This window comes from Streptomyces sp. NPDC043861 (genome assembly GCF_056435905.1).
The window spans coordinates 22,323-43,442 of the sequence record NZ_JBWKDP010000018.1 but is presented as its reverse complement, the minus strand read 5'-3'; the positions used below and the strand labels follow the sequence as shown (position 1 = coordinate 43,442).

The following is a 21,120-nucleotide window of genomic DNA, read 5'->3' as shown; positions in this document are numbered from 1 at the left end:
CCCGCACTGGCATTACACTGTGACAGATGACGCCCATTCGTCACAACCAGTCGGACCAAGATGCCGTCCTCGACGCAGCCCGCGACTGCGTCCTGGCCGTCGGTGTGCGCCGCACCACCCTCACCGACGTGGCCCGCCGGGCCGGCGTGTCCCGCATGACGCTCTACCGCCGCTGGCCGGACGTGCGCACCCTCGTGGGTGACCTGATGACCAGGGAATGGATCGCCCTGGCGGTTTCCGCCATGCCCGCGTCCGATCCCGGCATCCCCACCCGTACCCGTCTCGTCGACGGGCTTGCCGCCGGAGTCGCCGCCTTCCGGGCCCACCCGCTCTTCCACAAGATCCTCGACGTCGATCCCGAACTGCTTCTGCCCTACGTCCTCGACCGCCGCGGAGCCAGCCAGGACGCCCTTCTCGGCCTCATCACCGGTGCCCTGGCCGAAGGGCACGCCGACGGATCCGTGCGCCGGGCCAACCTCGTCCTCCAGGCCCGCACGCTGCTCCTCGTCGTCCAGTCCTTCACGCTCTCGCTGCGCACCATGACCGACGAGGCCGACCCCCACCTCACCGACGCCGCCTTCATCGAAGAGCTTCGGACCCTTCTGGAGAGGACCCTTACGCCATGAGCAGCAGCCGCACGAGCAGCACCGCTCCCGACTCCTCACTCAACGCGGCCCGCCGAGCCCGGGAGGTCACCGAGCTCGCCGACGGTATCCGGGTCGACACCCTCGTCATCGGCCTCGGCGCGACCGGGGCGGGAGCAGCTCTCGACGCCGCTACCCGGGGCCTCACCGTCGCCGCCATCGACGCACACGACCTGGCCTTCGGCACCTCCCGTTGGAGCTCCAAGCTCATCCACGGCGGACTTCGCTACCTCGCCACGGGCCAGCTCGACGTCGCCCACGAGAGCGCCGTCGAACGCGGCATCCTCATGGAGCGCACTGCCCCCCATCTGGTGCGTCCCCAGCCCTTCGTCCTGCCGCTGACCCCACTGGTCTCCCGGAGCCAGGCCGCTCTGGCCTGGGCCGGCTTCCGCGCGGGCGACCTGCTGCGCGCCTCGGCACGCACCTCCCGGGCCACCCTGCCCGCGCCGCGAACCCTCAGCGCGGTGGAGACCCGGCACATGGCTCCCTCACTCCGGCCGACCGGGCTCCGCGGAGGACTGCTGTCCTGGGACGGCCAGCTCACCGACGACGCACGCCTGGTGACCGCGATCGCCCGTACCGCGGCCGCGCAGGGCGCCCGGATCCTGACCCGGGTCCGCGCCCTCTCCCTGAGCGGCTCCGGCGCCCGGGTGCGTGACGAGCTCACCGGCCAGGAATTCGACATCCAGGCCCGTACGGTCATCAACGCCACCGGCGTGTGGGCAGGCGGCCTGGTCGACGAGATCCGTCTGCGGCCCTCCCGCGGAACCCACCTAGTCCTGCGCTCCGAAGATCTCGGAAATCTCTCGGCCGGTATGCACATCCCGATCCCCGGGGAGTCGAACCGGTTCGTCCTCGTCCTGCCCCAGGGGGACGGAAGGGTGTACGTGGGCCTCACGGACGAGCCGGTCGAAGGGGGGATCCCGGACGTCCCCGAGGTACCCGAAACCGACATCGGCTTTCTCCTCGACATCCTCGGCTCCGCACTCGACGTCACGATCACGCGCGACGACGTGGTGGGAGCCTTCGCCGGACTGCGCCCCCTTCTGGACACGTCCGGGCCGGACAAGAGCGGCCGCACCGCCGACATCTCCCGCAAGCACGCGGTGCTGACCACGTCCGAGGGGATCGTGACGGTGGTCGGTGGCAAGCTCACCACCTACCGACGGATGGCGCAGGACGCCGTCGACGCGGCCGTCGCCGTGCGGGGCCTGGCCGCCGGCCCGTGCGGCACGGCGACACTGCCGCTCGTCGGTGCCGCCGGCCCGGGCACGCTCGCCGCCCTTGACGCACCACCGCGCCTCGTCCGCCGCTACGGCACCGAAGCCCCCGCCGTCCACGCGCTCGGCCTGGCCGACCCTGCCCTCGCCCGGCCCGTCGTCCCCGGACATCCCGTCACCGCAGCCGAACTCCTGTGGTCCGTACGCCATGAAGGCGCACTCGACGAATCCGACGTACTCGACCGCCGCACCCGCATCGGTCTGGTGCCGCACGATCGTGAAACGGCACGCAGCGCGGCGCGCGAAGCGCTCGCCGGCACCGACTGAGAGCCGCGCCGACACGCGACGGGCCGGCAACGGAAAGCTGCCGGACATGTGTTCCGGGCAGCCGCCGGCCCATGTGGATCCGGCTCGGCGCGTCGCGGTGCACTGCGGCTCGGCTCCCGGAACGGGCGGTCCGCCGCTCAGGGCCGAGCGAACGTCCGCCGCCCCGGGCCCGGGGCGGCGTACTGCTCGCCGGGCCGGTGCGCGAGCCCGACGAGACCGAGCGGAGCCTCAGGCGTTACTGCTCGCCCGTGAACCGAAGAGGCTGTGACTGCCACAGGCACCGGCAGCGCCCCGTCCCGGCCGCCCGTGCCGGTACCAGGGCTCGGCAGACCGAACTCGCCCAGTGAAGAGAGAGGTGAAAAACCGTCACCGGGTTCCGGCGGGCGACGTGCTGTCCTTCACACGGAACACGGTCAACGTTGTCGGGGGATCGGCCGTATTGCTCGGAGAGATCCGCGCGGGCCCGGGTGCGCGCGGGGCCCGAGCGAGGAGCAGCTGCACCATGAGCGAAGACACACGTCCATCCCGCTCACGCCGCAGGCGAGGCGTCGATCGCGCGCGTTGGATCGACTATCCCCGGCGGGGGAGAGGCGGACTCCGCCGCTGGCTCCCTTCCTGGCGGCTGCTGCTCGGCACCACCCTGGGCCTGCTCGGCGGTCTGATCGGGCTGTTCGGCATCGTCTATGCCTATGTCGACATTCCGAGCGAGAAAGCCGCAGCGCGTCAGCAGGCCAATGTCTACTACTGGGCCGACGGCTCGCGGATGGCCAGTGTGGGCGCCGTGAACCGGCAGAACGTGCAACTGTCCGCGGTGCCCGTCTCGCTGCGCAACGCGGCCCTGGCGGCCGAGAACGCCGGCTTCTACACCGATGCCGGTGTCTCGTTGAGCGGGGTGGCCCGCGCGGTCGCCAACATGGCCCTCGGTCAGGAGACCCAGGGTGGCTCCACCATCACCCAGCAGTACGTGAAGAACACCTATCTGTCACAGGAGCAGACGATCTCCCGCAAGGTGCAGGAGTTCTGCATCGCCCTGAAGATGGACAGCCGGAAAACCAAGGACGAGATCCTCCAGGGCTACCTCAACACCAGCTGGTTCGGCCGCGGCGCCTACGGAGTCCAGGCTGCCGCCAATGTCTACTACGGCCGCGACGTGAATGAGCTGAACCCCAGTCAGGGAGCCTTTCTCGCCGCACTGCTGAAGGGCGCCGGCGAGTACGACCCTGCACTCGGCGACGACAACCGGAGGCGAGTGGTCGAACGATGGTCGTGGATCCTGGACCGTGAGGTGGCCCTGGGCATGATGAGCGCACGCGAGCGCGGTGAGTACACGACGTTTCCGGAGCCCCGGGAGCAGTCCATGTCCACCAGTCTGAGCGGCCAGACGGGATACCTCGTGGACATCGCCAAGAGGTACGTGAAGAAGCGGACGGATCTCACCGACGCCGACCTCGACCGGGGCGGCTATCAGATCCACACCACGTTCGACAAGGACGCGGTGCAGAAGCTCGAGCGTTCCGTCACCGGCGTCCTCGATCGGCACATCGACCCCGGGGCCCGGCAGCAGGACCGGCACGTCGAGGTCGGCGCGGCATCCGTGAGGCCGGACGACGGGGCGATCGTCGCGGTCTACGGTGGCGTCGACGCCACCAAGCACTTCACCAACAACGCGGACACCTCGGGTGTGCCGGCGGGATCCGTGTTCAAGCCGTTCGTACTCGCCGCCGCGCTCCAGAACGGTGTGGTGGCCGAGGACGGTTCCGTGCGTCCCGTGTCCACCGAGAGCTTCTACGACGAGACCGGGAAGCTGTCCACGGCACTGCTGCCGGTGGCCGGAGTGGGCGGGGCCGTCTCCCCGCTGGCGATCTTCGCACGCCCCCCGACCCTGCGCGAGGCGATGATGGTCTCCGCCGGCACCCCGTTCCGGAAACTCGGTTCGGACACCGGCCTGGAGCGGGTCGAGCACATGGCCGTGGGAGCCGGCATGCTCAAGAGCAGCATGGCGCCCCGCGACGGGGAGTTCCCCCTCGGCACCTCGTCGCCGAGCGCGATACGGGTGGCCGGCTCTTACGCCACCTTCGCAAGCGGCGGAAAGCGGCACGAGCCGTACTCGGTGTCCAGGGTGCTCCGGGGCAACGAGCCGGTCGGCGGGCTCGAGCGGCCCCCGGCGCGGCGCGTCATGGACACGGCGGTGGCCCGCGATGTCACCTCGGTTCTGAAGGACACGGCGGACAACACCCCGGCCGCATCGGCGACCGCGGCACTGGGCCGCTTCGCGGGCGCCGCCACCGGTGAGAACGACACCCAGCGGGCCGCCTGGTTCGCGGGATACACGGAGGAACTGTCGACAGCCGTGACGATGTTCCGGTCCACGCCCGGCAAACCGCTGCTCCCGATGGACGGCACGGGCGGCGACGACTCGTCACGGGGAAGCCTCTTCCCGGCCAGGATCTGGGCCGACTACACGACGGGGATGACGCCCGACGGCTCCTCCGCGGCGGGTTCCCAGTAGGTCGCAGAGCGTTCGGTCCGGACGACGGGGGCGGGGCCGGTGAGGAATTCACCGGCCCGGCGTCCTCGGGGCACCGGCCACGAGTGAGGGAAGCGGTGGATGGGAGGCGACACAGCCCGCTCATGGTCCGGAGGGCAGCCGGTCCTGGGGGAGCTGAGCGATCAGCAGTCGGCCGTCGGCCCGGATGTTGCACTCGTTGACGGTCCGTGAGGCCTCGCCGATGTGCCCTTCCCTGGTTTCCAGGCGCACGGTCACGGTCACCTCGCCCAGACCCCGGCGTGGTCCGTCCTCCTCGGCGAGGCGTCGGTACAGAGTGTTCGGCCAGCGGTCGGGGTCGGTCTCCTGCCAGAGCTGGAGGGTGCCGTCGCTGAAGCGGCAGTGCTGGCCGCCGTGCGGTTCCTGCAGAAGCGAATGGCTCATGGGCAACGCGCCCAGAACGGTGGCGAGTCGTTCACGCAGTCGATGGTTCTCGACCAGGCGGTGCTGCTGCCAGTGGCGGCCGCTCGGGGCGGTCATACGCAGCGTGACGAGCAGATAGGGATGTCCGTCGGGCGCGGTGGCGGGGTAGTCGGCGCGCCACTGCGGCCAGCGCGGCAGGTCCGCCGACTGATCTGGCGTCTGCGGACCCCGTGCATGCCTCGCGGCCAGGCGCACCACCTGCTCATCTCCCACCGGCAAATTATGGCCCAAGCCTGGCCCTGTGGGACGCCCGACGAGGGAAGCAGAATGAGGCGCGGCATCGCAATGCCACTCGTACGGCCGGACGTTGTCGCCGTCGCATCCCGGCCGGCACGCCATCACCGGCTGCGTGCAACGCTGTTGGGACACGACCAGTACGCCAGGTCAAGTTGACTGCCGTTCCACTCTGATGACGACGGTGCCGCACACCTTGTCGGCAAACGTCTGGCCCTTGGGGTCCCACAGCGGCCACAGCCAGCCGAGGTAGCACGGCATTCCGTCAAGGACGTGTGCGAGCTTGCGGACGAAGGACATGCCGAAGCCGAGGGTGCTGCCGTCCCGCTCCCTGTGGAGACTGATCCCCAGGCCCTGCTTGCCGAACGTCTGGCCGGTCCTGCCTTCCCGGTAGAGCTGGAAGAGCCCCATGCACATCGCGTACAGGGCGCCTGTGTTGCCCAGAGCCCCGGGGCTGGACGGGTCCTCACTGATCGAGAGATCGACGAACACCAGAATGACTGCCGGCCCGGCGATGATCAGCAGGTCGAGAAGGTGGGCGGCGACACGGCGGCCCCAATGGGCCGGCCGAGGGCCCCCCGGTACGCCGACCGGCGGGTAGGCGCCGTAGGGAGGGAACTGCTGCGGATAGCCGTACGGAAGCGGTCCACCCTGCGGATGGCCGTACTGGGGCGGCACCTGTGGATAGTGCTGGGGGTGGCCGTGGCCATGGCCGTATGCGGGGTAACTCTGCTGGGGCTGCCCGCTGTAGGGGTTGTTCGGATCGGGGGTGCTCACGTTGCTTCCTTCTGAGGGCGTGGGTCGTGTCCGGGCGATCTCTGAGATCATCTCGCGGCGTCAGATCCGGTGCATCCAGGAAGGGCCTGACGCCCCGACTCTTCGCACCACGCTGTCGCAGCCTGGGCCAGGTCCTGCACGAAAGCGTCGGCGACCGCTGATGACGAACTCGGTTGGTGGCGCACCACGGCGTACACGCGGCGGTGAGGCGGACGCGTGAGAGTGGAAATGGCCAAGTCCCTGCGGAGGGCCGGTACCAGCAACCGGGGTGCCAGCATGACGCCGTGGCCGCCCGCGACGAAGGCCTGCTTGCCGAGCCAGCTGCCGCACTCGATGTCGATGCGAGGGGTGAACCCCGCCTGCGCGCAGGCCAGGGAGAGTACGGAGGCGGCGCCGTCGTAGTCCTCCACCCAGGTCTCCTGGGAAAGATCGGCCAGATCGATGCAATCCTGCCGGGCCCGTGGATGCGTCGTCGGCAACACACATACGAGGGGGTCGTCGAGCAGGTGCGTCATCACGAGGTCGGGCCGGGCAGGGATGCCCGGCGGGTAGTCGGTGACGACGGCGACGTCCAGCTCCCTGTCGAGGATCCGGGGCAGGAGATGGGGGGTGACGTCCTCCGCGAATGTGACACGAACATGCGGCGACTTGGCCCTGGAGAGGCTCAACGCCTCCGGCATGAGCACGGCCGCAGCGCTCGGAACCGCACCGACCCGCAGGCGAGGGACGGGCTGGTCCCGCGAGGCCTTGACGTCCCGCTCCGCGTGCTCGATGCGCCGGAGGATCACGGAGGCATGGTCGAGCAGAACCTCACCGGCTGACGTGAGTCGGACCCCACGGGCATGACGTTCGAGCAACGGGGTGCCAAAGCGCTTCTCCAACGCGGCGATCTGCCGGGAGACCGCGGACTGGGTGTAGCCGAGAGCTTGCGCGGCAGCGCTGATCGACCCCTGGCGGTACACCTCCCTGAGCGATTGCAGTGCGGTTGTCTCCACAGCCGGGCAGCTTAGCCAAGCCATGCGTCATGCGCATGCCTGCCATGAGTCATATGCGCTGGTGCGATGGCTCGGTCGGCGATGATGATGCTGGCATGAACGAAACGAAGCTCACTCACATCGCCGCTCCGGACGGCGTCGCCCCCGGCGCCGGGTACACCAACGTCGTCATGGGATCAGGACGGTTGGTTGCGATCTCCGGCCAGGTCGCGCTGGACGCGAACGGGGAGGTCGTTGGAGCTGACGATCCCGCCGCGCAAGCGCGGCAGGTATTCGAAAACCTGCGCCGCTGCCTGGCAGCGGCGGGTGCGACATTCGACGACGTCATCAAACTCACCTACTACCTCACGGATGTGAGCCACCTTCCGGTTGTGCGGGACATACGCGATGAACACGTAGACACCAAGCGGCCTCCGGCCAGCAGTGCCGTCCAGGTGGCTGCACTTTTCCGCCCCGAATTTCTGCTGGAGGTGGAGGCGTTCGCCCTGGTCCAGGAAAGCGGGCGATGAAGGCGGTCGTGCTCGCCGGTTATCGGCGGGTGACTTCCATCGGCGGCCTCGTGGTTGATGCACGGCCCCAGGCCGGGCGTACCCCGGACGCAGGGGGCCACAACAACATCGCCGCGCCCCTCGTTCCCGTGAGGGCGAACAGACCGACGGCGCTGCCGACGAGCCTTTACGGCGACTGAGCCCCGTGCGGTGACCGGACGTTGCGCCGGGAAGTTCGCAGCGCCCTCGTACGGATGAGGTCCTCCCGGGCGGAAGCACCCTTGTGACTCCGGCAACGCAGCGTCGGGGCAACTCCCCGGCGGTTGTGGGAGGAACGCCGTGCGGGGGGTGCCGCGAGCACGATGGGCCGTCCGGTCGCCGTGCCGGTGCCTGCTCCAGGCCCGGACCACCAAGCGGCGGGCGGGCGGCGCCCTCGCCACCGTTCATGGGCGCTCCCGGCGGATGACCATTTCGGTCCCACGGCATCCAGCCGCTCGGTCCTTCAGGGGCCGGCTCAGCGGACGGGTTGTCCGATACCCAGCAGATTGTCCTCGCTGTCGCGGAACCAAGCACCGCGCTCGCCCGAGGCGCCCTTGCTCGGATAGTTCCCCTCGATCTCGGCGATGCCGCCCGCGGTCGTGAGCCCGGGCAGATCAACCTCTTCGAACACCACTCCACGTCGCTTGAGTTCGTCGGTGACGGCAGCGATGTCGTCCACTTCCCAGGCCATCTGGGTGAAGGTGCCGGGCGACGACCCGGCGGACAGGAACAGGGCGAAGTCCGATCCGCCACAGCGATAGAGGAGTCCGCCCGGCCGCTCGTCGACAGGCTCGAGGCCGAGCTTTTCGTCGTAGAAGCGCCGTGCCCGCTCCAGGTCCTGGGCAGGAAGCCTCGTGGCCACGCGCGCATTGTCGAGCATGCTCATGTCGTCTCCCGTCCAGCGACCGCCTGACCGTACAGCCTTGCATCCGCCTGCCGCCAACGCCGCGCGGGAAGGGTCCGGTTGTTGCCCACTCCTGGGCGCAGAGCAGCCTGCCGGCCGAGGACAGCGCACATTCCGCTGCGGGCATGCGGACGACCGATGACCCGTCCCAGGCGAGAGGGACTGCGCAACCAGGGAGCGTCCGGTACAGGCAGTTATTTCAGCGTATGACGGTTGCGTGGCTCCGAACTTCCGCTATGCGAAGACCATTCTGCTTGCGCATACGGCTGTAACGTTGGAATGTACTGAGAGTGACGGGTTGGATGGACATGCGGGCTGCCCGGCCGCCAGGGTGCGGGCGCACCGCCGCTTTCTCGGCTCGCGGTTGACTTGAAGCCGTACACGGGGGAAATGGTGCTCGAGCGATTCCAGATGCGCCGACTGTGCAGCGCTCTGCTCGCAGAGGTGGGCCGGACGGCCGTCCCTGCGGAAGTCGACGAACTGTGTTCCGCGATCTGTGAAGTCTTCGGCCGACGCAGGGGCCGGCCGTGCCACTACCGCACCCGGGTCCTTCCCTCGGCGTACAGCGGGTTCTGCTTCCGTATGGAGGACCGTGACATTCTCCTGGTCGAGGAGCGCGCGGCACCGTTGCTGAAGATCCGCGTGATAGGCCACGAACTATGGCATGCGCACATGGGAGACGGCCATCTCGATGTGCTGGGGCACCAGGTCGCGGCGCGGGCGCTGGCCGGGAGCGGCGACATCGACTCGGCCGTCGAATCTCTGCTCGCCGTCGCGGCACGGCACGCCGGTGACGACGACGCCCGGGGGCACGACCCGAAGACGGAAGAGGCCGCCGAGCTCTTCGGTCTGCTGCTCGCCACCGGTTTCGGAAAGTTCCTCGTCGGTCCCGGTGACCGGACGTGTGATCCCGACGACCCGTTAGCCGGCCGCATCAGGGTGTCCCTGGGTACTGCGAAGGCCGACGGTGGCAGGTACTGACTACTACCTGCCGGCTGCCGCACTGGCGCTCGCGCTCGGGTTCCGCCTTCCCGCACTGCTCCGTTCCTGGCGCGACCCACTCGTCAGATCGGTGGGGGTGCTGCTCGCTCTGGGCTGTGTGACCTTCGTCTGTGCGGCACCACCGACGATTGCGGCCGTCAACCGAGTCACCGGGGTCCCCAACTTCTCGGCTCCGCTCGTCTACAGCCTCGTCACCCTTTTCGGTCTTGCCAGCATGCTGCTCGTCATCAGCTGGCGGGGTGGTCCCGAGGCATACGTACGCAAGCTCAGCCGACGTTGGGCCGTCGCCTATGTGTCCATCGCCGGTGCACTTCCGATCCTGTTCGCGCTGGGCGATGCGCCGGTGGAACGACTCCGGGACCTCGACACCCACTATGCCGGGACCCCGTTCATACGCGAGATGATCCTGCTCTATCTGCTGACCCACACCGTGACGACCGCCACGATGATGACCATGTGCTGGCGGTGGTCGCGCAAGGTCGGTGGCTGGCTTCGCGCGGGCCTGATCGGAATAGTCTTCGGCTATGTCGTCAACGGCACCTTCTCCCTCACCAAGCTCACGGCCGTGGCAGCCCGTTGGTGCGGTCGCGACTGGGACACCCTCAGTTCGGACATCGCCCCGCAGTGTGCGTCGCTCGGAGCCTTTCTGTGCTGTATCGGCTTCCTCACCCCGCTGATCGGCGAGCTTCTCTCCTCCCGACTGCGTATCTGGACGCAACTGCGTCATCTCCGGCCGCTCTGGCAGGAGATGCGTGAGGTCGCCTCGCCGGGCGGGGGACCGGCGTGGCTCTGGTGGGTTCCGCTGGACATGCGGCTCACCGAGTGCGTTTCCGACATCCACGATGGGCTGCTGAACCTGCGTGGCTCTCTGGACTCGGCAACGCAGTCTGCGGCGGCTGCCGAAGCCGGGGCTGCCGGCGCCGGTGACGACGAGGCCCGCGCCATAGGTGACGCCGCGATGGTCGCTTCGGCTGTACGGATCAGGTTTCTGGCCGGCCAGGGCCTCGTGAGCGAGCGGGTGCCGACGGATCCGGGAGTCGTCACCAGCGAGTTCGAGGACATCTCCCGGGCCATGCGTCATTCCCCGATCGTCAGGAGACACCGTGGGGTAGCGGCCGAGGCACAGGGCGCTCTGTGACGGGGGAACCGGATCTGGGCTTCAGTCCAGGAACCGCTCCTGCGTCTCGCGCCAGAACTCGCCGAGCCTGAACTGATCGCCGGGCGCGATGCCGAGCTTTTCGTAGAGAGGGGCCATGTAGGCACTGACCGTACGCGACGTGACACCGAGCTCCGAAGCTATCTGCGGCTGTTTGTGGCCCGCACTCATCAGGCGGAGCACGCGCCGCTGGGTGGTCGTCGTCAGCGTTTTCTCCATCGGACGCACATGGCCGCCCATCCACGGCTCGGCGCGGTGCCACTGCTGCCGGTAGACCTCGATCCACGCCGCGACCAGCCCGGGGTGGGTGATCTTCCACGCAGGTCCCTTGAGGTCCGAGCCCGGGCGATAGTCGGACAACAGCACGAACACATCGTCCACGACGATCATCCGCATGAAACCACCGGGCAGGGTACGCACCTCGGCGCCGTGTTCGGTGACCTTCTCGGCCCAGTGGCACATGTGGGAGCGGTTCCGGGCGCTGTTCGCGTAGATGGTGCGCAGCCCGAGACCTCTTCTGAGGTTGTCGATGTCGCGGGGCAGGGACTGCAGAATTGTTCCCTCAGGACGGTCCAGGGGGTGGGCGGTCCACACGTGCGATGTCATGCCGGCCAGTGCCTTGATGATCTCGGCGTTCGCTGCGGCCTTGTCGGCCAGGTACTCGCAGCCTCCGTCCGCGTGGGCGAGCACCTGAGGGAGCTGGCTCATCGCGTCGGGCATGCGCAGCAGACGGGCGGCCGCGGCGGCGATGGCTGCCACGTCACGGCTCACATGGGTCTGGTAGACGTGGTACTGATCGGCCAACAGGTAGAGGTCGGGCTCATACGGATTGCGCACCGCCAGGCCCTTTTCGACGAGCTCCGCCAGACCGGGTGTACCGACGGGCCAGGTGAGGCTGCCCCGGGCCATGTGGTGGTACAACTTCAAGGCCTCGTCGGCCAGTTCCAGCGACATGCCGTGGCTCTGGCCGTTCAACTCTTCCTGCTTCGGGGTCATTTGACACACCTGCGTATATCGGAAGCTCGCACGCACGAAGCCGTGGAAGCTTGATCTCACTGGGCGTGAACGTGGAGCATACAGACAAGATCCCGCAGACTTCACCCGGCCCATTCGCACGATGCATCGGCGGTGGCCTTCGTGCGACAGGGGCCGAGGGATCGTGCCACCGGATCCGCGACGAAGGTAGGTATCGGATGAGGGTAGTGCGTAGGAGGACCGTGGCATTGGCACTGACCGCAGCGGCCGTGGCGCTGGCCGTGTGCCAGTCGGCACAGGGCTTCTGGGTCCACGGCGACCCCAACTGGGATCTGGCCGACTCGGCCTCCAGCGCTGCGCATGCCGGTTTCGCGGACCAGGGGGACGGGGCGCGGGTGCCGGATCCGAACTGGGACTGACCGGTCGCCGAGCGGGACGTGCTGTACACGGTGCGTCCCGCTCACTGCACCGCGGACCGGAGGCAGCTCCTGCCGCCCCGTCGAATGCTGCGCCGATCGCGGCACGTGCTCGGCGGCTCGCTACTGGTTCTTGGTTCCGCGCACCTCGTCCAGGACTCCGACCAAGAAGTCCAGCAGCTCGGCCGGTACTTCGCCGCCATCGCCGCGAGCGGCGATCCCGATCAGTCCCTTGCTCACCAGCCGCGCGCCGCTGACGATCCGGTGCACTTCGTGGTCGTCGCTCTCGAAGAAGAGCGGCGGGATGTCCAGGGCGGCCGCCAGTCCGCGGAGGACCTCCTGAGTGGTGGACGTGCGGACTCCGGTGCGCAGTTCACGCACCAGGGACTCGCTCAGCACCGGCCGACCCGCCGCGGCGTTGCCACGGCTTGCTATCTCCGCGTCATCGGGGCGGCGCAGTCCCTGGGAGTCGGTCTGGCTCAGCAGATACTCGATCTTGTCGACAATCGTGCGCGGAAGCTCCGAAGGTGATGCCACGGTGCCCTGCGGCGGTGTTGCGGCAGGAGCCGTCGCGTCGCCCTCGTCACCGAAGGACCGCCGCTGTGCCGCCAGGAGATCGTCCACGCTGACCCCGTAGGCCAGGGCGAGGGGCTGCAGGTACTTCTCGGCCAGAGGTGTCCTGCCCCCCTCGGCGTTCGCCACCGGCTTGGGGGAGCGCGTACGCGTGATCGCGGCGGTTTCCTGCTGGGACAGGCCTGCGTCGGCGCGGAGGTCCGCAAGGTCCGGGAGGAAGCGGTCCCTGGGGAAGAGTTCTTCGAGGCGTTGCCCCAGGAGAGCTGCCAGCACGGGGAGCTTCTCGGGGGCCGGAGTGGAGCGCCCCGCCTCCCAGTTGGAGACCGACGATCCGGCTACGCCCACGGCGTGCGCGACCTCGTCCTGGGTGAGATCTCGAGCTCTGCGCACCTCGCGGAAGCGTACGCGATTGAAGAAGCGGTCAGGCATGGAGACCTTCTACGCAGGGCGGGTGGGTTGGCGAATACACTCTAGTCACTTGATCAGGCGTCCAGATGAAGATAACTTCAATCCGGCAGCCTCGGTGGTGGATGAACCACCGACTGCTGAACTCGGCTTGTCATGCCTCGCCCGGCGTCCCCTCTTGTCGGTGCGAGGCGCCGGCTCAGCCGCACAGGCTCCATTGCCTGCGCTCCACAGCCGGTTGTTGTCCCCTACTGGAGGCAGGGATGAGTGTGGCATCACAACGGGTCTTCGAACAGGCCTGTTCCCCAACTTCGTTGCCGGCATGCGGGATCGGACTCGCCCCGGGGAATCGCTGCGCCACTCTGCGAGGCGCCGGTTCCGGGGGTCCCTCCGGTGCCGAGGGCCGGGGAGCCGGACCCGTTCTCCCCACGTTGTAGCGGGCTCGATGGCCTTACCAAGGGTGCGCATGCCGCTTCCTCCGTCACCACCGACGTGGCTGCTCGCCCGTGAAGCGGACCAACGAGACCAGAGGAACGGAGGGTGAGTTGAGCGGGATTCACGCCGGGCCTCGGCGTGTGGACGCAGGTAGGCCCCATCCGGGCCGGGTGTACAACGCCTTGCTCGGCGGCAAGGACCACTACCTCGTGGACGAGGAGGCGGCCACCGAGATCATGCGGCACCATCCCAACGCCCGCCGTTCCGCCTGGGCCGCCCGGCACTTCATGGAGCGCAGCGCCTACTTCCTCGCTCAGAGAGGTATCGACCAGTATCTGGATGTCGGCTGCGGCGTTCCGATCGAGCCGCATCTTCAGCAGATCGTCCGTCATGCGGTGTCCGGTGCGCGTGTCGTCTGCGTCGACAACGACCCGATCGTGGAACGACATGCCGAGGCGCTGCTGAAAGACCCCGGAGGTCGCACCGTGTTCGTCCGCGCCGACCTCACCGACCCCGCGTCGATCCTTGACGCAACGGGAGTCAGGACGGCACTCGATCTGCGCAGGCCGATCGGTCTGTGCCTCAACAACGTACTGTGCTTCATCGACGACACCCAGCGGCCGCACGCCGCGGTCGCCCAGCTGGTCGATGCCCTGGCTCCGGGCAGTTATGTGACGATCTCTCATCTCACGGGTGACTTCCGGGACATGACCGACGTCGTCGCCGCCTACAACACAGCGGCCGGCACCGGGCCGCTCAGACTCCGCACCCACGCCGAGATCGAGCGATTCTTCGCCGGTCTGGAAATCGTCGCCCCCGGACTGGTGTCCTGCCACCGGTGGAGACCCGATGTCTTCGTTCCGAGACTCGACGACGGTTCCATCCGCAGGATGGACTCGTTCGACATCACGGACGTAGAGGACTCCAAGTACGCAGGAGTCGGCTTCAAGGCCTGACCTCACATGCACTGCGAGCCCCTGACTGTCCTTCGCAAGCTGCCTCGCACATCCCCGCTGGTCGTGTTCGCCACGGCCGCACCGCCATCGAGGACTCCCATGAGCCCTCCGGGGCTTCGGCCCCGCCCCGACCTTTCCTGAACTGGAGGCATTTGATGTTTACCGTCAACACGAACCCGGGCGCGTCGTCCTCGCCGAGTACGCCCTCACGGCGGCGCCCGGAGCTCGTCTCCGGCGAACCCTCCTGGGACTAGGTTCTGTCGCGGCGTTCTTCTCGGGCCTGCGACGACGGCTACGGCACTCCACCGGCCACCGCTGGGAGGCACCCCCACACGGCGTTCACGGAGTCGCCCGAGCCCAGTAGGAGGGGTGCCCCCACCGGCCGGCCGGTGGGGGCACCCCCGGCGTAGCCAAGGGGAGCGGTTCCATCGCCTTGTGATGCTGCCCCTCGGCCCTGGGGAGACGCCATGCATCCGACGCCGCGGGCCGATCCTCAAGGATCGCCCGAACAGGACCCAGGGCCGTTCGTCCCGAGCCCCGGTCGGCCGAGGACGGGCAGTCGGTGCGGAACCGGGCAGGATGCCCCGGCACCGCACCGACTGCTCGCCGGCGCATGCATGCATCCGACGGGACGCGCACGGATCAGTTCACTTCCCGGCCGCGTCGCCGAAGCTCAGGTCGGTGCCGGTGAGGTCCGCACGGATGCCGGAACTCTCCACCCTGACGTCCTGCAACCGCACGTTTCCGTTGGTCTTCGGCAGCTCGAACGACAGGGACAGGCGATCGGAGAGCTCCGGTGGCCGCAGCCCGAGCAGGGCGCTGATCACGTTCGGGTCAATTCCTGCCTTCTCCAGCAGCCAGGGGTGGTCGATGACGAGGTCGATCAGGTTGACCTTCATGAGCCGTTCGATGAAGCGCGGCGAGCCGGTGAGCCGACTGAGACGTTTCTCGCTGCTCAGAGCGCGGTCGATCTGGGAGCGGGGTATTCCGAGCCGTTGCACCAGAGAGGGGAGACCGAGGAGGGCCTTGGCGTGGGCGGCTTCCTGGCTGATCCGGCGGGCGGCCTGCGGATGCAGCCGCAGGCCCGAGTTGGCCGGGTCCTTGCCCGGGCGATAGGTGAGCAGGCCCGGTACGTCCAGACGCATGTTCTCGACGGTCGTGGAAACCGCACGGTCGCCCTCGCGGCGAAGATGGGCCTGAGCTCGCAGGGTCACGGTGTGCCCGGCGACGGGAAGCGATCCGGCGATCCGGATACTGCCGCGTCCGGCATTGGTGAACTCGACTCGGGAGGCGCCCAGTTCACGACCGAGGTCGTCGAAGGAGAGCAGTACGTCACCGTCCACGCGGTTGATCACCGCACCCTGGATCGCGGTGGGCAGATCGCCGACGATCCGCACATCGGTTGCGGAGGCGTGTACCTCGGCCAGGGAGACCTTGTCGGCGGCCACGTCCGGGACGGTGACATCCGCCCTGTCGATGCGCTGGTTCAGCACCTGTGTCACAAAGGGGAAGCCCTGGATGTCGACCTGGGGTCGGGCGGCCAGATCCAGCGACTGCTGGATCTTGTCCTCCGCCTTCTCCTCCGCGTACGCCACGGCCAGACGGTCGCCGCTCACGAAGAACGTCGCGGTGACGACCGCGGCGACGGTGAGCTTCAGCGCGACGGGCAGGGCCGCGAGACGGCTCTTGCCACGGTGCCGGGGCGGCGACCAGTCATCGGCCTCGTCGTCGTGCGAGCGTATCCCGAGCCGTTCGAAGCCGGAGAAGCTGCCGTCGTCGGGCGGCTCCGCGCCGTAATCCGGTTCGGGGTCTGCCAGTCGAGCGAGTTCGTCATAGGGATTGTGCCGTTGCGTGGACATGCGTGTGGGGGATCGCATCGTCTCATCCCATCACGATCACCATGGTCGAACGCAAGTCCGGCCGTCACAAGCCGGACGAGATTTCGATCGCACTGCAGGCTTCCGCCGACATCGCCCTGCGTTCCTCGGTCCGTTCTGTTTCGACGACCGTCACCTGTGCGGACGGGCATTCGGGAAACAGGCCGGGGATTGTGACGTCGCGGCCCCGGTTTCCCCGTGCCGCCGCGTTCCCTGACGCGGCGGCACGAGAGTTGGCCGGCAAGGGGTTTCAGCGGTAGGTGTAGTACCGAGTGTGGTCCAGCATGTCCTCCGGTGTGACGTCGTTCCACGGTTTCATCGTGTCGCGCAGGCCGATGACGTTGCGCGGTGCGGTGGCCGGCGCATATCCGGACGATGGGTGCAACGCCTGCCAGTCGGCCCACAGTTTGTCGATGAAGCAGTGATGGAGCCAGAACACCGGGTCGTTCGGCGAGGCGCCGGTGGTCATCTGGCCGCCGATCCAGACGTGCACCCGATTGTGGAGGTTCGGGCCCCGCCAGCCCTCGACGTTGTTGCGGAAGCCGCTGGAGCCGCTGTTCCACGGAGACGCGTCGTAGGTGGGAATGGCCAGCACGGCGTCGACATCGGCGCGTGTGGGCAGCTCTCGTACCCCTACGCCCAGCGCGCGCCGGAGGTACGTCCTTCCGTCGACACGTATGTTCATGGGCCAGTTGCCGCTCCCGAAAGCGAACGGTCCCGAGGTGACCCGGCCGTCCCCGCTGCGGCCGTCGCCGCCCAGGAAGTTGTCCGCCCACAGGGAGCTGCGCGTCGAGCGGTCGGCCGTCCAGTCCCAGTAGGGAAGAGCGACTGAGGAGTTGATGCTCTGCAGGGCCTGCTCGAACTGCAACAGGAATCGGCGGTGCCAGGGGAGGAACGACGGTGAACGGTGTCCGGTCCGCTCGCCGTTGTCGGTGTCACTCATGATGAACGCGTTGTGGGTGGTGATGAATTCGTCGTAGCGGCCGAGGCGTTTGAGCTCGAGGACGGCGTCGACGAAGTCCCGCTTCTCGGTGGCGGTCAGCTCTGCCTGGTTCTTCCGGTCTGCCATGACGAGGGTCCTTTTCGGTGGGGGTCTCGAACGCGATGTCAGACGCCGACGGGCACGAGTGCCGCGCCGTGCAGTTCGCGTACGGCGGCCCGGGCCGCGGCACGTGGTGTGGCGTGCGTCTCGTAGTGGTTGACGACGCTGATCCAGGTGCCGTCGGCGTTCTGCATCACATGCAGATCGTCGTCGTCCACCCGGACGACGAACTCCACGGGTCCGTGGCCGTCGTCCTCAGGGCGATTTGTGTGGCCGCTGGGAGCAGCGCCCTGACGGTGACGACCGTGATGGCCGCTGTGGTCCTCGGTGGCGGGCCATCCCTCGATATGGCGGCCGAGGTATGTCTCGTCGAACGCTTCCGGCACGTCCGGCGCCTCGGTCGTCCCGGCGGCGTGCGGGGATCCGGCCCGCGGCGTACGACGGGTGCGGGATTCGCCGGACCGCCCCGCGGTCGCCGCGGCCATGGCGGTCGGTCCGGCCAGGGCGGCGCCGGCCAGTGCCAGCGTGGTGCCTCGCACCATGTCGCGGCGGGTGAGACGTTGCACGGTCTGCTCCTCTCGTCGGTCCGCCGCAGGGCACAGGTGACCCTGGGCAGGATCGTTTCTCCGTACGGCGGGACGCGACCGTCCCGTGCCGCCACATGCTGGCAGCGGCGAAGGCTTCGAGAGAGGGGTCCTGGGGTCACATGGTCACGATCAGGACAATGGCCCATGGAAAGTGCACTGTTCAACGGCGGAGATCTTCCCCGTTGGCCCCCCGACCGTCCTCGCAGGACGGAAAGTTGCCCCGCCGGGCCACTTGCATCCGTAAATCCTTCACCGGTCGCAGCCGGGCTCCGGTGCCGCGGTCCCCGGCAACTCGACGAGAATGCACGGGCAGTGCCCGCTCTTCGGGGTAGGCGCCACAGTTTCGGTCGCAGACGCCGACCGGGCAGGCGGACGGGATCGTCCCTCCACGACCAAGGTGAGCGGGCGCGCGGGGCAGCGTCCGTCGGAATACTTCAGAAACCTGCGCGAACAGCACTGCGGAGGCCGATGTGGCGGCCGTCGGCGAGGGGCTGGACGACAGTGCACGACCATGTGCGGGGGAGGACGCCCTCACCCTCACCCGGAGCCCGCAGGTGCCCGTCCACGCCCGCGTGCAACGTGCTCTGAGCTGGGCTTTCGGGCCCCACGGCCGTACCGTCGCCATAAGACGCGGAAGGGAGCCGGATGGACCGGAACATACGCACCGTCGACGATGTGCTGAAGCTCTTGGACGACCTGTTCGCACCGGAGGCCGATCGCTGGACGGGCGAAGCGGCCGGCTGGTGGGACGACTTCTACACCGATCGCTCCAAGGCCGTGCCGTTCTTCGTGGCCAAGCCGGACGAGAGTCTGGCCTCATTCCTCGACCGCGGCCTGATCACCCCGGGCCGGGTTCTCGATCTGGGATGCGGTCCCGGCCGCAACGCCCTCCACCTGGCGTCCCTGGGATTCCAGGTGGACGCGGTGGACCTCTCGCCGACTGCCATCGATTGGGCCGCGGAACGCGCCGAAGAGGCCGGGGCGGACATCCGGTTCCACTGCGGCGACGCGTTCCGCCTTGCTGCGACCGAACTCTCCGGCCCCTACGACCTGATATACGACTCGGGCTGCTTCCACCATCTGCCGCCCCACCGGCGCATCAGCTACCTCGCCCTGCTCGACCGGGCCCTCGTCCCCGGCGGCCATCTCGCCCTGACCTGCTTCGCCGCTGGAGCCATGGGATCCGAGCTCCCCGACACGGACTACTACCGCGGCCCGGGTCTTCATGGCGGACTCGCCTACACACCGGAGTCGCTGCGCTGGATCTTCTCCGATCTGACCGAGGTGGAATTGCGCCGCATGCACGACGAACCGCCCGAGTCCCGTTGCTTCGGCGAGTCCTTCTTGTGGACTGCTCTGTTCCGGCACGACGGCCACGATCGCCCCGGCGCGCAAGTACCGGCGAAGTAGGCGCTGTCGTCATGCAGGGACGTACCAGGCGCCCATTCGACACCAGGAACTGAGGGCTGTCCCGTGGCGAGCGTGTCCGTTCGTATGCCGGGAACGCGCGACTGCTCGAGCCGGGTCCCACCAGGGTCCGGGTTCGTCACCTGCAGTGGCATCCGATTCATCGGGAGCGTCGCTTGTGACGGAGGTACCCACCGGCCACCGCGCCGACGACGGCCAGGGCCGCCGCGGCTGCGGTCACGGCGAGGGGGAAGCTGCCGGCCTCCGTTGTGGCGGAAGCGGGCTGCACCGCTGCTTCCGGTTGGGCGGAGGAGTCGGAGGAGGCGGGCGTTCGGGGCGGCGGGGATGCCGTGGGCTTGGCGGAGGGAGTGGCAGTGCCCGGTTTCGCCTGCTCGTTCGCCGCTTCCGGCGGACCGCCGTTGTCGGAAGCGGCCGGGCTCGTGTCCGCCGTGCCGCCACTGGCACGACTACCTGTGAGCACGATGTCGGAGCAGGAGTAGTACGTGTCGGGCGTGTCCGTGTTCCGCCAGATCGTATAGAGCAGTTGGCGACCCGATCGCCCGGCGGGCATGGTGCCCCCGACACGGTAGGCGCCGTTGCGGAGCACCGGATCGGTGGCCGTCAGTATCGGCTCACTCTCCAAGTCGTCCCAGGACAGGGCTTTGTTGGGGTCGTAGCCGTCCTTCGTCACATAGACACTGAAAGTGCCCCGGTGAGGGATTGTGGAGGCGTAGGTGAGCGTGAACGGCGCGCCGGCCTCGAACGTGGTGGCGGGCCAGTCGTCGCGGGCGATGTCCAGGCCCTTGTACGCATCGATGCCCGCACTGCACAGCTTTCCGTCGGGGATCTGCCGACGGTCCTGCCCGGCGACATTCGCCACGCGGAGGTTGTCCCATGCCTGGAGAGCCGCGCGGCCACCCGCCCGGACGGCCGCGGCGCAGGCAGCCGACTTGGTGTGACCTCCCTGGGGGCCGCACGCGAACGCACGGCTGACCGGATCCGTCGGAGCACCATGTGCCCGGGCGGGTCCGGCCGAGACCGCGACGAGAGACAGCGAAGCACTGCCGATGAGCGCAGCCACGGCCGCGGCGGTGCGATGAGTGGGCATCCTCGGACAGACCTCCCGGGCCGGCGGCGGCAGCTGGACATCCCTGCCTCGCCCATGAGTACGGCCCATGGGCCGTACAGCGTTCAGGGAGCCCTGGGGTCGATTGAATCGGCCGGCGCCGTGACGAAGCCGATCACCGTCGTGTGCCTCTTTGTGCCAACGGCCGGGTCGGCTTGGGCCGGACCGGCCGGAGCGAGGCCACCCGTTTTCCCGGACGGTATCCGCCCTGCCCGGGTCAGGCCATGAAACGGCAGATCTGGCCGGAGCAGTGGGAACGGGAGAAGCGCCGGCGCGAGGAGGACCGGGCGGCACGGCAGAAGGCCACCGGAGAACGCCCCCGCCCCTGGCGTGCACAACGAGACCCTGAAGGCGGCCGCAGCGATTATGGGGCGGACGCCGCGTACGAATGTGTGCATCGTCCGGAGACCGCTCATGTCCGGTTTCCGGTCGTCCAGGACCTGTGCACCGTCCGCTCGCTGAGCCGGCCGGCCCGTTCCGCGATATTCTTGAGGAGCAGTTCTGCGCCCGCAGATGTCCTCATCGAGCGGTCGACCGCGGGGGTCGGCGTGGGATTTCGCCCCCGAG

Annotated in this window: 21 protein-coding genes; 11 read left to right on the top strand and 10 right to left on the bottom strand. The window is 68.5% G+C overall.

From position 1 onward, the window contains the following. Positions 1-26: 26 nt before the first annotated feature. The 3 genes from AC068D_RS31490 (at position 27) to AC068D_RS31480 (ending at position 4,700) form a co-directional block, all read left to right on the top strand. Positions 27-626, top strand: a complete 600-nt coding sequence (locus AC068D_RS31490) for a TetR/AcrR family transcriptional regulator (RefSeq protein WP_478826529.1) — start codon at positions 27-29, stop codon at positions 624-626. Next, positions 623-2,191, top strand: coding sequence for a glycerol-3-phosphate dehydrogenase/oxidase (locus AC068D_RS31485; protein WP_478826528.1), 1,569 nt, complete (start codon positions 623-625; stop codon positions 2,189-2,191). The genes AC068D_RS31490 and AC068D_RS31485 overlap by 4 nt, the downstream gene beginning before the upstream one ends. Positions 2,192-2,693: 502 nt before the next feature. Then, the gene (locus AC068D_RS31480) at positions 2,694-4,700 is read left to right on the top strand and encodes a transglycosylase domain-containing protein (protein ID WP_478826527.1); all 2,007 of its coding nucleotides are present in this window, start codon (positions 2,694-2,696) and stop codon (positions 4,698-4,700) included. Between the two features lie 120 nt (positions 4,701-4,820). Here the strand turns inward: AC068D_RS31480 and AC068D_RS31475 are convergent, their stop codons facing one another. The 3 genes from AC068D_RS31475 to AC068D_RS31465 form a co-directional block, all read right to left on the bottom strand. Then, positions 4,821-5,372: a hypothetical protein gene (locus AC068D_RS31475; protein WP_478826526.1), complete on the bottom strand. Its 552-nt coding sequence runs from the start codon at positions 5,370-5,372 to the stop codon at positions 4,821-4,823. A gap of 171 nt (positions 5,373-5,543) precedes the next feature. Next, a complete protein-coding gene (locus tag AC068D_RS31470) occupies positions 5,544-6,170 on the bottom strand; it encodes an RDD family protein (RefSeq protein ID WP_478826525.1) in 627 nt (208 codons plus the stop codon). 47 nt (positions 6,171-6,217) lie between these two features. Beyond that, positions 6,218-7,165, bottom strand: a complete 948-nt coding sequence (locus tag AC068D_RS31465; protein ID WP_478826524.1) for a LysR family transcriptional regulator — start codon at positions 7,163-7,165, stop codon at positions 6,218-6,220. Positions 7,166-7,260: 95 nt separating this feature from the next. Between AC068D_RS31465 and AC068D_RS31460 the strand changes: the two genes are divergently transcribed. Beyond that, a complete protein-coding gene (locus tag AC068D_RS31460) occupies positions 7,261-7,674 on the top strand; it encodes a RidA family protein (protein WP_478826523.1) in 414 nt (137 codons plus the stop codon). Continuing rightward, complete coding sequence (locus AC068D_RS31455) at positions 7,671-7,853, top strand: hypothetical protein (protein ID WP_478826522.1); 183 nt, start codon at positions 7,671-7,673, stop codon at positions 7,851-7,853. The genes AC068D_RS31460 and AC068D_RS31455 overlap by 4 nt, the downstream gene beginning before the upstream one ends. A gap of 314 nt (positions 7,854-8,167) precedes the next feature. Here the strand turns inward: AC068D_RS31455 and AC068D_RS31450 are convergent, their stop codons facing one another. Next, positions 8,168-8,578, bottom strand: a complete 411-nt coding sequence (locus AC068D_RS31450; RefSeq protein ID WP_478826521.1) for a VOC family protein — start codon at positions 8,576-8,578, stop codon at positions 8,168-8,170. Between the two features lie 408 nt (positions 8,579-8,986). On the opposite strand from AC068D_RS31450, the gene AC068D_RS31445 reads away from it, so the two are divergent. Both AC068D_RS31445 and AC068D_RS31440 read left to right on the top strand, forming a co-directional pair. Continuing rightward, positions 8,987-9,577 carry a toxin-antitoxin system, toxin component gene (locus AC068D_RS31445; protein WP_478826520.1) on the top strand — a complete coding sequence of 197 codons (591 nt, stop codon included), beginning with the start codon at positions 8,987-8,989 and terminating at the stop codon, positions 9,575-9,577. Further along, positions 9,564-10,736 carry an MAB_1171c family putative transporter gene (locus AC068D_RS31440; RefSeq protein WP_478826519.1) on the top strand — a complete coding sequence of 391 codons (1,173 nt, stop codon included), beginning with the start codon at positions 9,564-9,566 and terminating at the stop codon, positions 10,734-10,736. Before AC068D_RS31445 ends, AC068D_RS31440 begins: the two co-directional genes overlap by 14 nt. Before the next feature lie 21 nt (positions 10,737-10,757). Here the strand turns inward: AC068D_RS31440 and AC068D_RS31435 are convergent, their stop codons facing one another. Then, positions 10,758-11,750, bottom strand: a complete 993-nt coding sequence (locus tag AC068D_RS31435) for a helix-turn-helix transcriptional regulator (protein WP_478826518.1) — start codon at positions 11,748-11,750, stop codon at positions 10,758-10,760. Positions 11,751-11,971: 221 nt separating this feature from the next. Between AC068D_RS31435 and AC068D_RS31430 the strand changes: the two genes are divergently transcribed. Further along, positions 11,972-12,148 (top strand): hypothetical protein, encoded by a 177-nt coding sequence (locus AC068D_RS31430; protein ID WP_478826517.1) that lies wholly within the window; start codon positions 11,972-11,974, stop codon positions 12,146-12,148. Positions 12,149-12,268: 120 nt separating this feature from the next. On the opposite strand, the gene AC068D_RS31425 is transcribed toward AC068D_RS31430, so the two are convergent. Further along, on the bottom strand, positions 12,269-13,147 hold the full coding sequence (locus tag AC068D_RS31425) for a helix-turn-helix domain-containing protein (protein ID WP_478826516.1): 879 nt from the start codon (positions 13,145-13,147) through the stop codon (positions 12,269-12,271). Positions 13,148-13,698: 551 nt separating this feature from the next. On the opposite strand from AC068D_RS31425, the gene AC068D_RS31420 reads away from it, so the two are divergent. Further along, a complete protein-coding gene (locus tag AC068D_RS31420) occupies positions 13,699-14,514 on the top strand; it encodes an SAM-dependent methyltransferase (RefSeq protein WP_478826515.1) in 816 nt (271 codons plus the stop codon). A 647-nt stretch (positions 14,515-15,161) separates the two neighbouring features. Here AC068D_RS31420 and AC068D_RS31415 read toward each other — a convergent pair. Then, positions 15,162-16,373, bottom strand: coding sequence for an LmeA family phospholipid-binding protein (locus AC068D_RS31415; RefSeq protein ID WP_478826514.1), 1,212 nt, complete (start codon positions 16,371-16,373; stop codon positions 15,162-15,164). 41 nt (positions 16,374-16,414) lie between these two features. Here AC068D_RS31415 and AC068D_RS31410 point away from each other — a divergent pair, with 41 nt between their 5' ends. Beyond that, on the top strand, positions 16,415-16,651 hold the full coding sequence (locus tag AC068D_RS31410) for a hypothetical protein (RefSeq protein ID WP_478826513.1): 237 nt from the start codon (positions 16,415-16,417) through the stop codon (positions 16,649-16,651). On the opposite strand, the gene melC2 is transcribed toward AC068D_RS31410, so the two are convergent. Then, entirely contained in the window at positions 16,642-17,460 is an 819-nt protein-coding gene (gene melC2 / locus AC068D_RS31405; RefSeq protein WP_478826512.1) for a tyrosinase MelC2, read from the bottom strand. The genes AC068D_RS31410 and melC2 overlap by 10 nt on opposite strands. A 38-nt stretch (positions 17,461-17,498) precedes the next feature. Further along, positions 17,499-17,999, bottom strand: coding sequence for a tyrosinase family oxidase copper chaperone (locus AC068D_RS31400; RefSeq protein ID WP_478826511.1), 501 nt, complete (start codon positions 17,997-17,999; stop codon positions 17,499-17,501). A 666-nt stretch (positions 18,000-18,665) separates the two neighbouring features. Between AC068D_RS31400 and AC068D_RS31395 the strand changes: the two genes are divergently transcribed. After that, on the top strand, positions 18,666-19,430 hold the full coding sequence (locus AC068D_RS31395; protein WP_478826510.1) for a class I SAM-dependent methyltransferase: 765 nt from the start codon (positions 18,666-18,668) through the stop codon (positions 19,428-19,430). Positions 19,431-19,587: 157 nt separating this feature from the next. Here the strand turns inward: AC068D_RS31395 and AC068D_RS31390 are convergent, their stop codons facing one another. Beyond that, positions 19,588-20,535, bottom strand: coding sequence for a lytic polysaccharide monooxygenase auxiliary activity family 9 protein (locus AC068D_RS31390; protein WP_478826509.1), 948 nt, complete (start codon positions 20,533-20,535; stop codon positions 19,588-19,590). Positions 20,536-21,120: the final 585 nt, after the last annotated feature.

Excerpts from the sequence above, each read along its gene's own strand:
- AC068D_RS31410 (WP_478826513.1), top strand. The coding sequence starts at position 16,415 with ATGGTCGAACGCAAGTCCGGCCGTCACAAGCCGGACGAGATTTCGATC.
- AC068D_RS31450 (WP_478826521.1), bottom strand. The coding sequence starts at position 8,578 with ATGAGCATGCTCGACAATGCGCGCGTGGCCACGAGGCTTCCTGCCCAG.
- AC068D_RS31435 (WP_478826518.1), bottom strand. The coding sequence starts at position 11,750 with ATGACCCCGAAGCAGGAAGAGTTGAACGGCCAGAGCCACGGCATGTCG.
- AC068D_RS31455 (WP_478826522.1), top strand. The coding sequence starts at position 7,671 with ATGAAGGCGGTCGTGCTCGCCGGTTATCGGCGGGTGACTTCCATCGGC.
- AC068D_RS31460 (WP_478826523.1), top strand. The coding sequence starts at position 7,261 with ATGAACGAAACGAAGCTCACTCACATCGCCGCTCCGGACGGCGTCGCC.
- AC068D_RS31490 (WP_478826529.1), top strand. The coding sequence starts at position 27 with ATGACGCCCATTCGTCACAACCAGTCGGACCAAGATGCCGTCCTCGAC.
- AC068D_RS31480 (WP_478826527.1), top strand. The coding sequence starts at position 2,694 with ATGAGCGAAGACACACGTCCATCCCGCTCACGCCGCAGGCGAGGCGTC.
- AC068D_RS31425 (WP_478826516.1), bottom strand. The coding sequence starts at position 13,147 with ATGCCTGACCGCTTCTTCAATCGCGTACGCTTCCGCGAGGTGCGCAGA.
- AC068D_RS31445 (WP_478826520.1), top strand. The coding sequence starts at position 8,987 with ATGGTGCTCGAGCGATTCCAGATGCGCCGACTGTGCAGCGCTCTGCTC.
- AC068D_RS31390 (WP_478826509.1), bottom strand. The coding sequence starts at position 20,535 with ATGCCCACTCATCGCACCGCCGCGGCCGTGGCTGCGCTCATCGGCAGT.
- AC068D_RS31395 (WP_478826510.1), top strand. The coding sequence starts at position 18,666 with ATGGACCGGAACATACGCACCGTCGACGATGTGCTGAAGCTCTTGGAC.
- AC068D_RS31415 (WP_478826514.1), bottom strand. The coding sequence starts at position 16,373 with ATGTCCACGCAACGGCACAATCCCTATGACGAACTCGCTCGACTGGCA.
- AC068D_RS31485 (WP_478826528.1), top strand. The coding sequence starts at position 623 with ATGAGCAGCAGCCGCACGAGCAGCACCGCTCCCGACTCCTCACTCAAC.
- melC2 (WP_478826512.1), bottom strand. The coding sequence starts at position 17,460 with ATGGCAGACCGGAAGAACCAGGCAGAGCTGACCGCCACCGAGAAGCGG.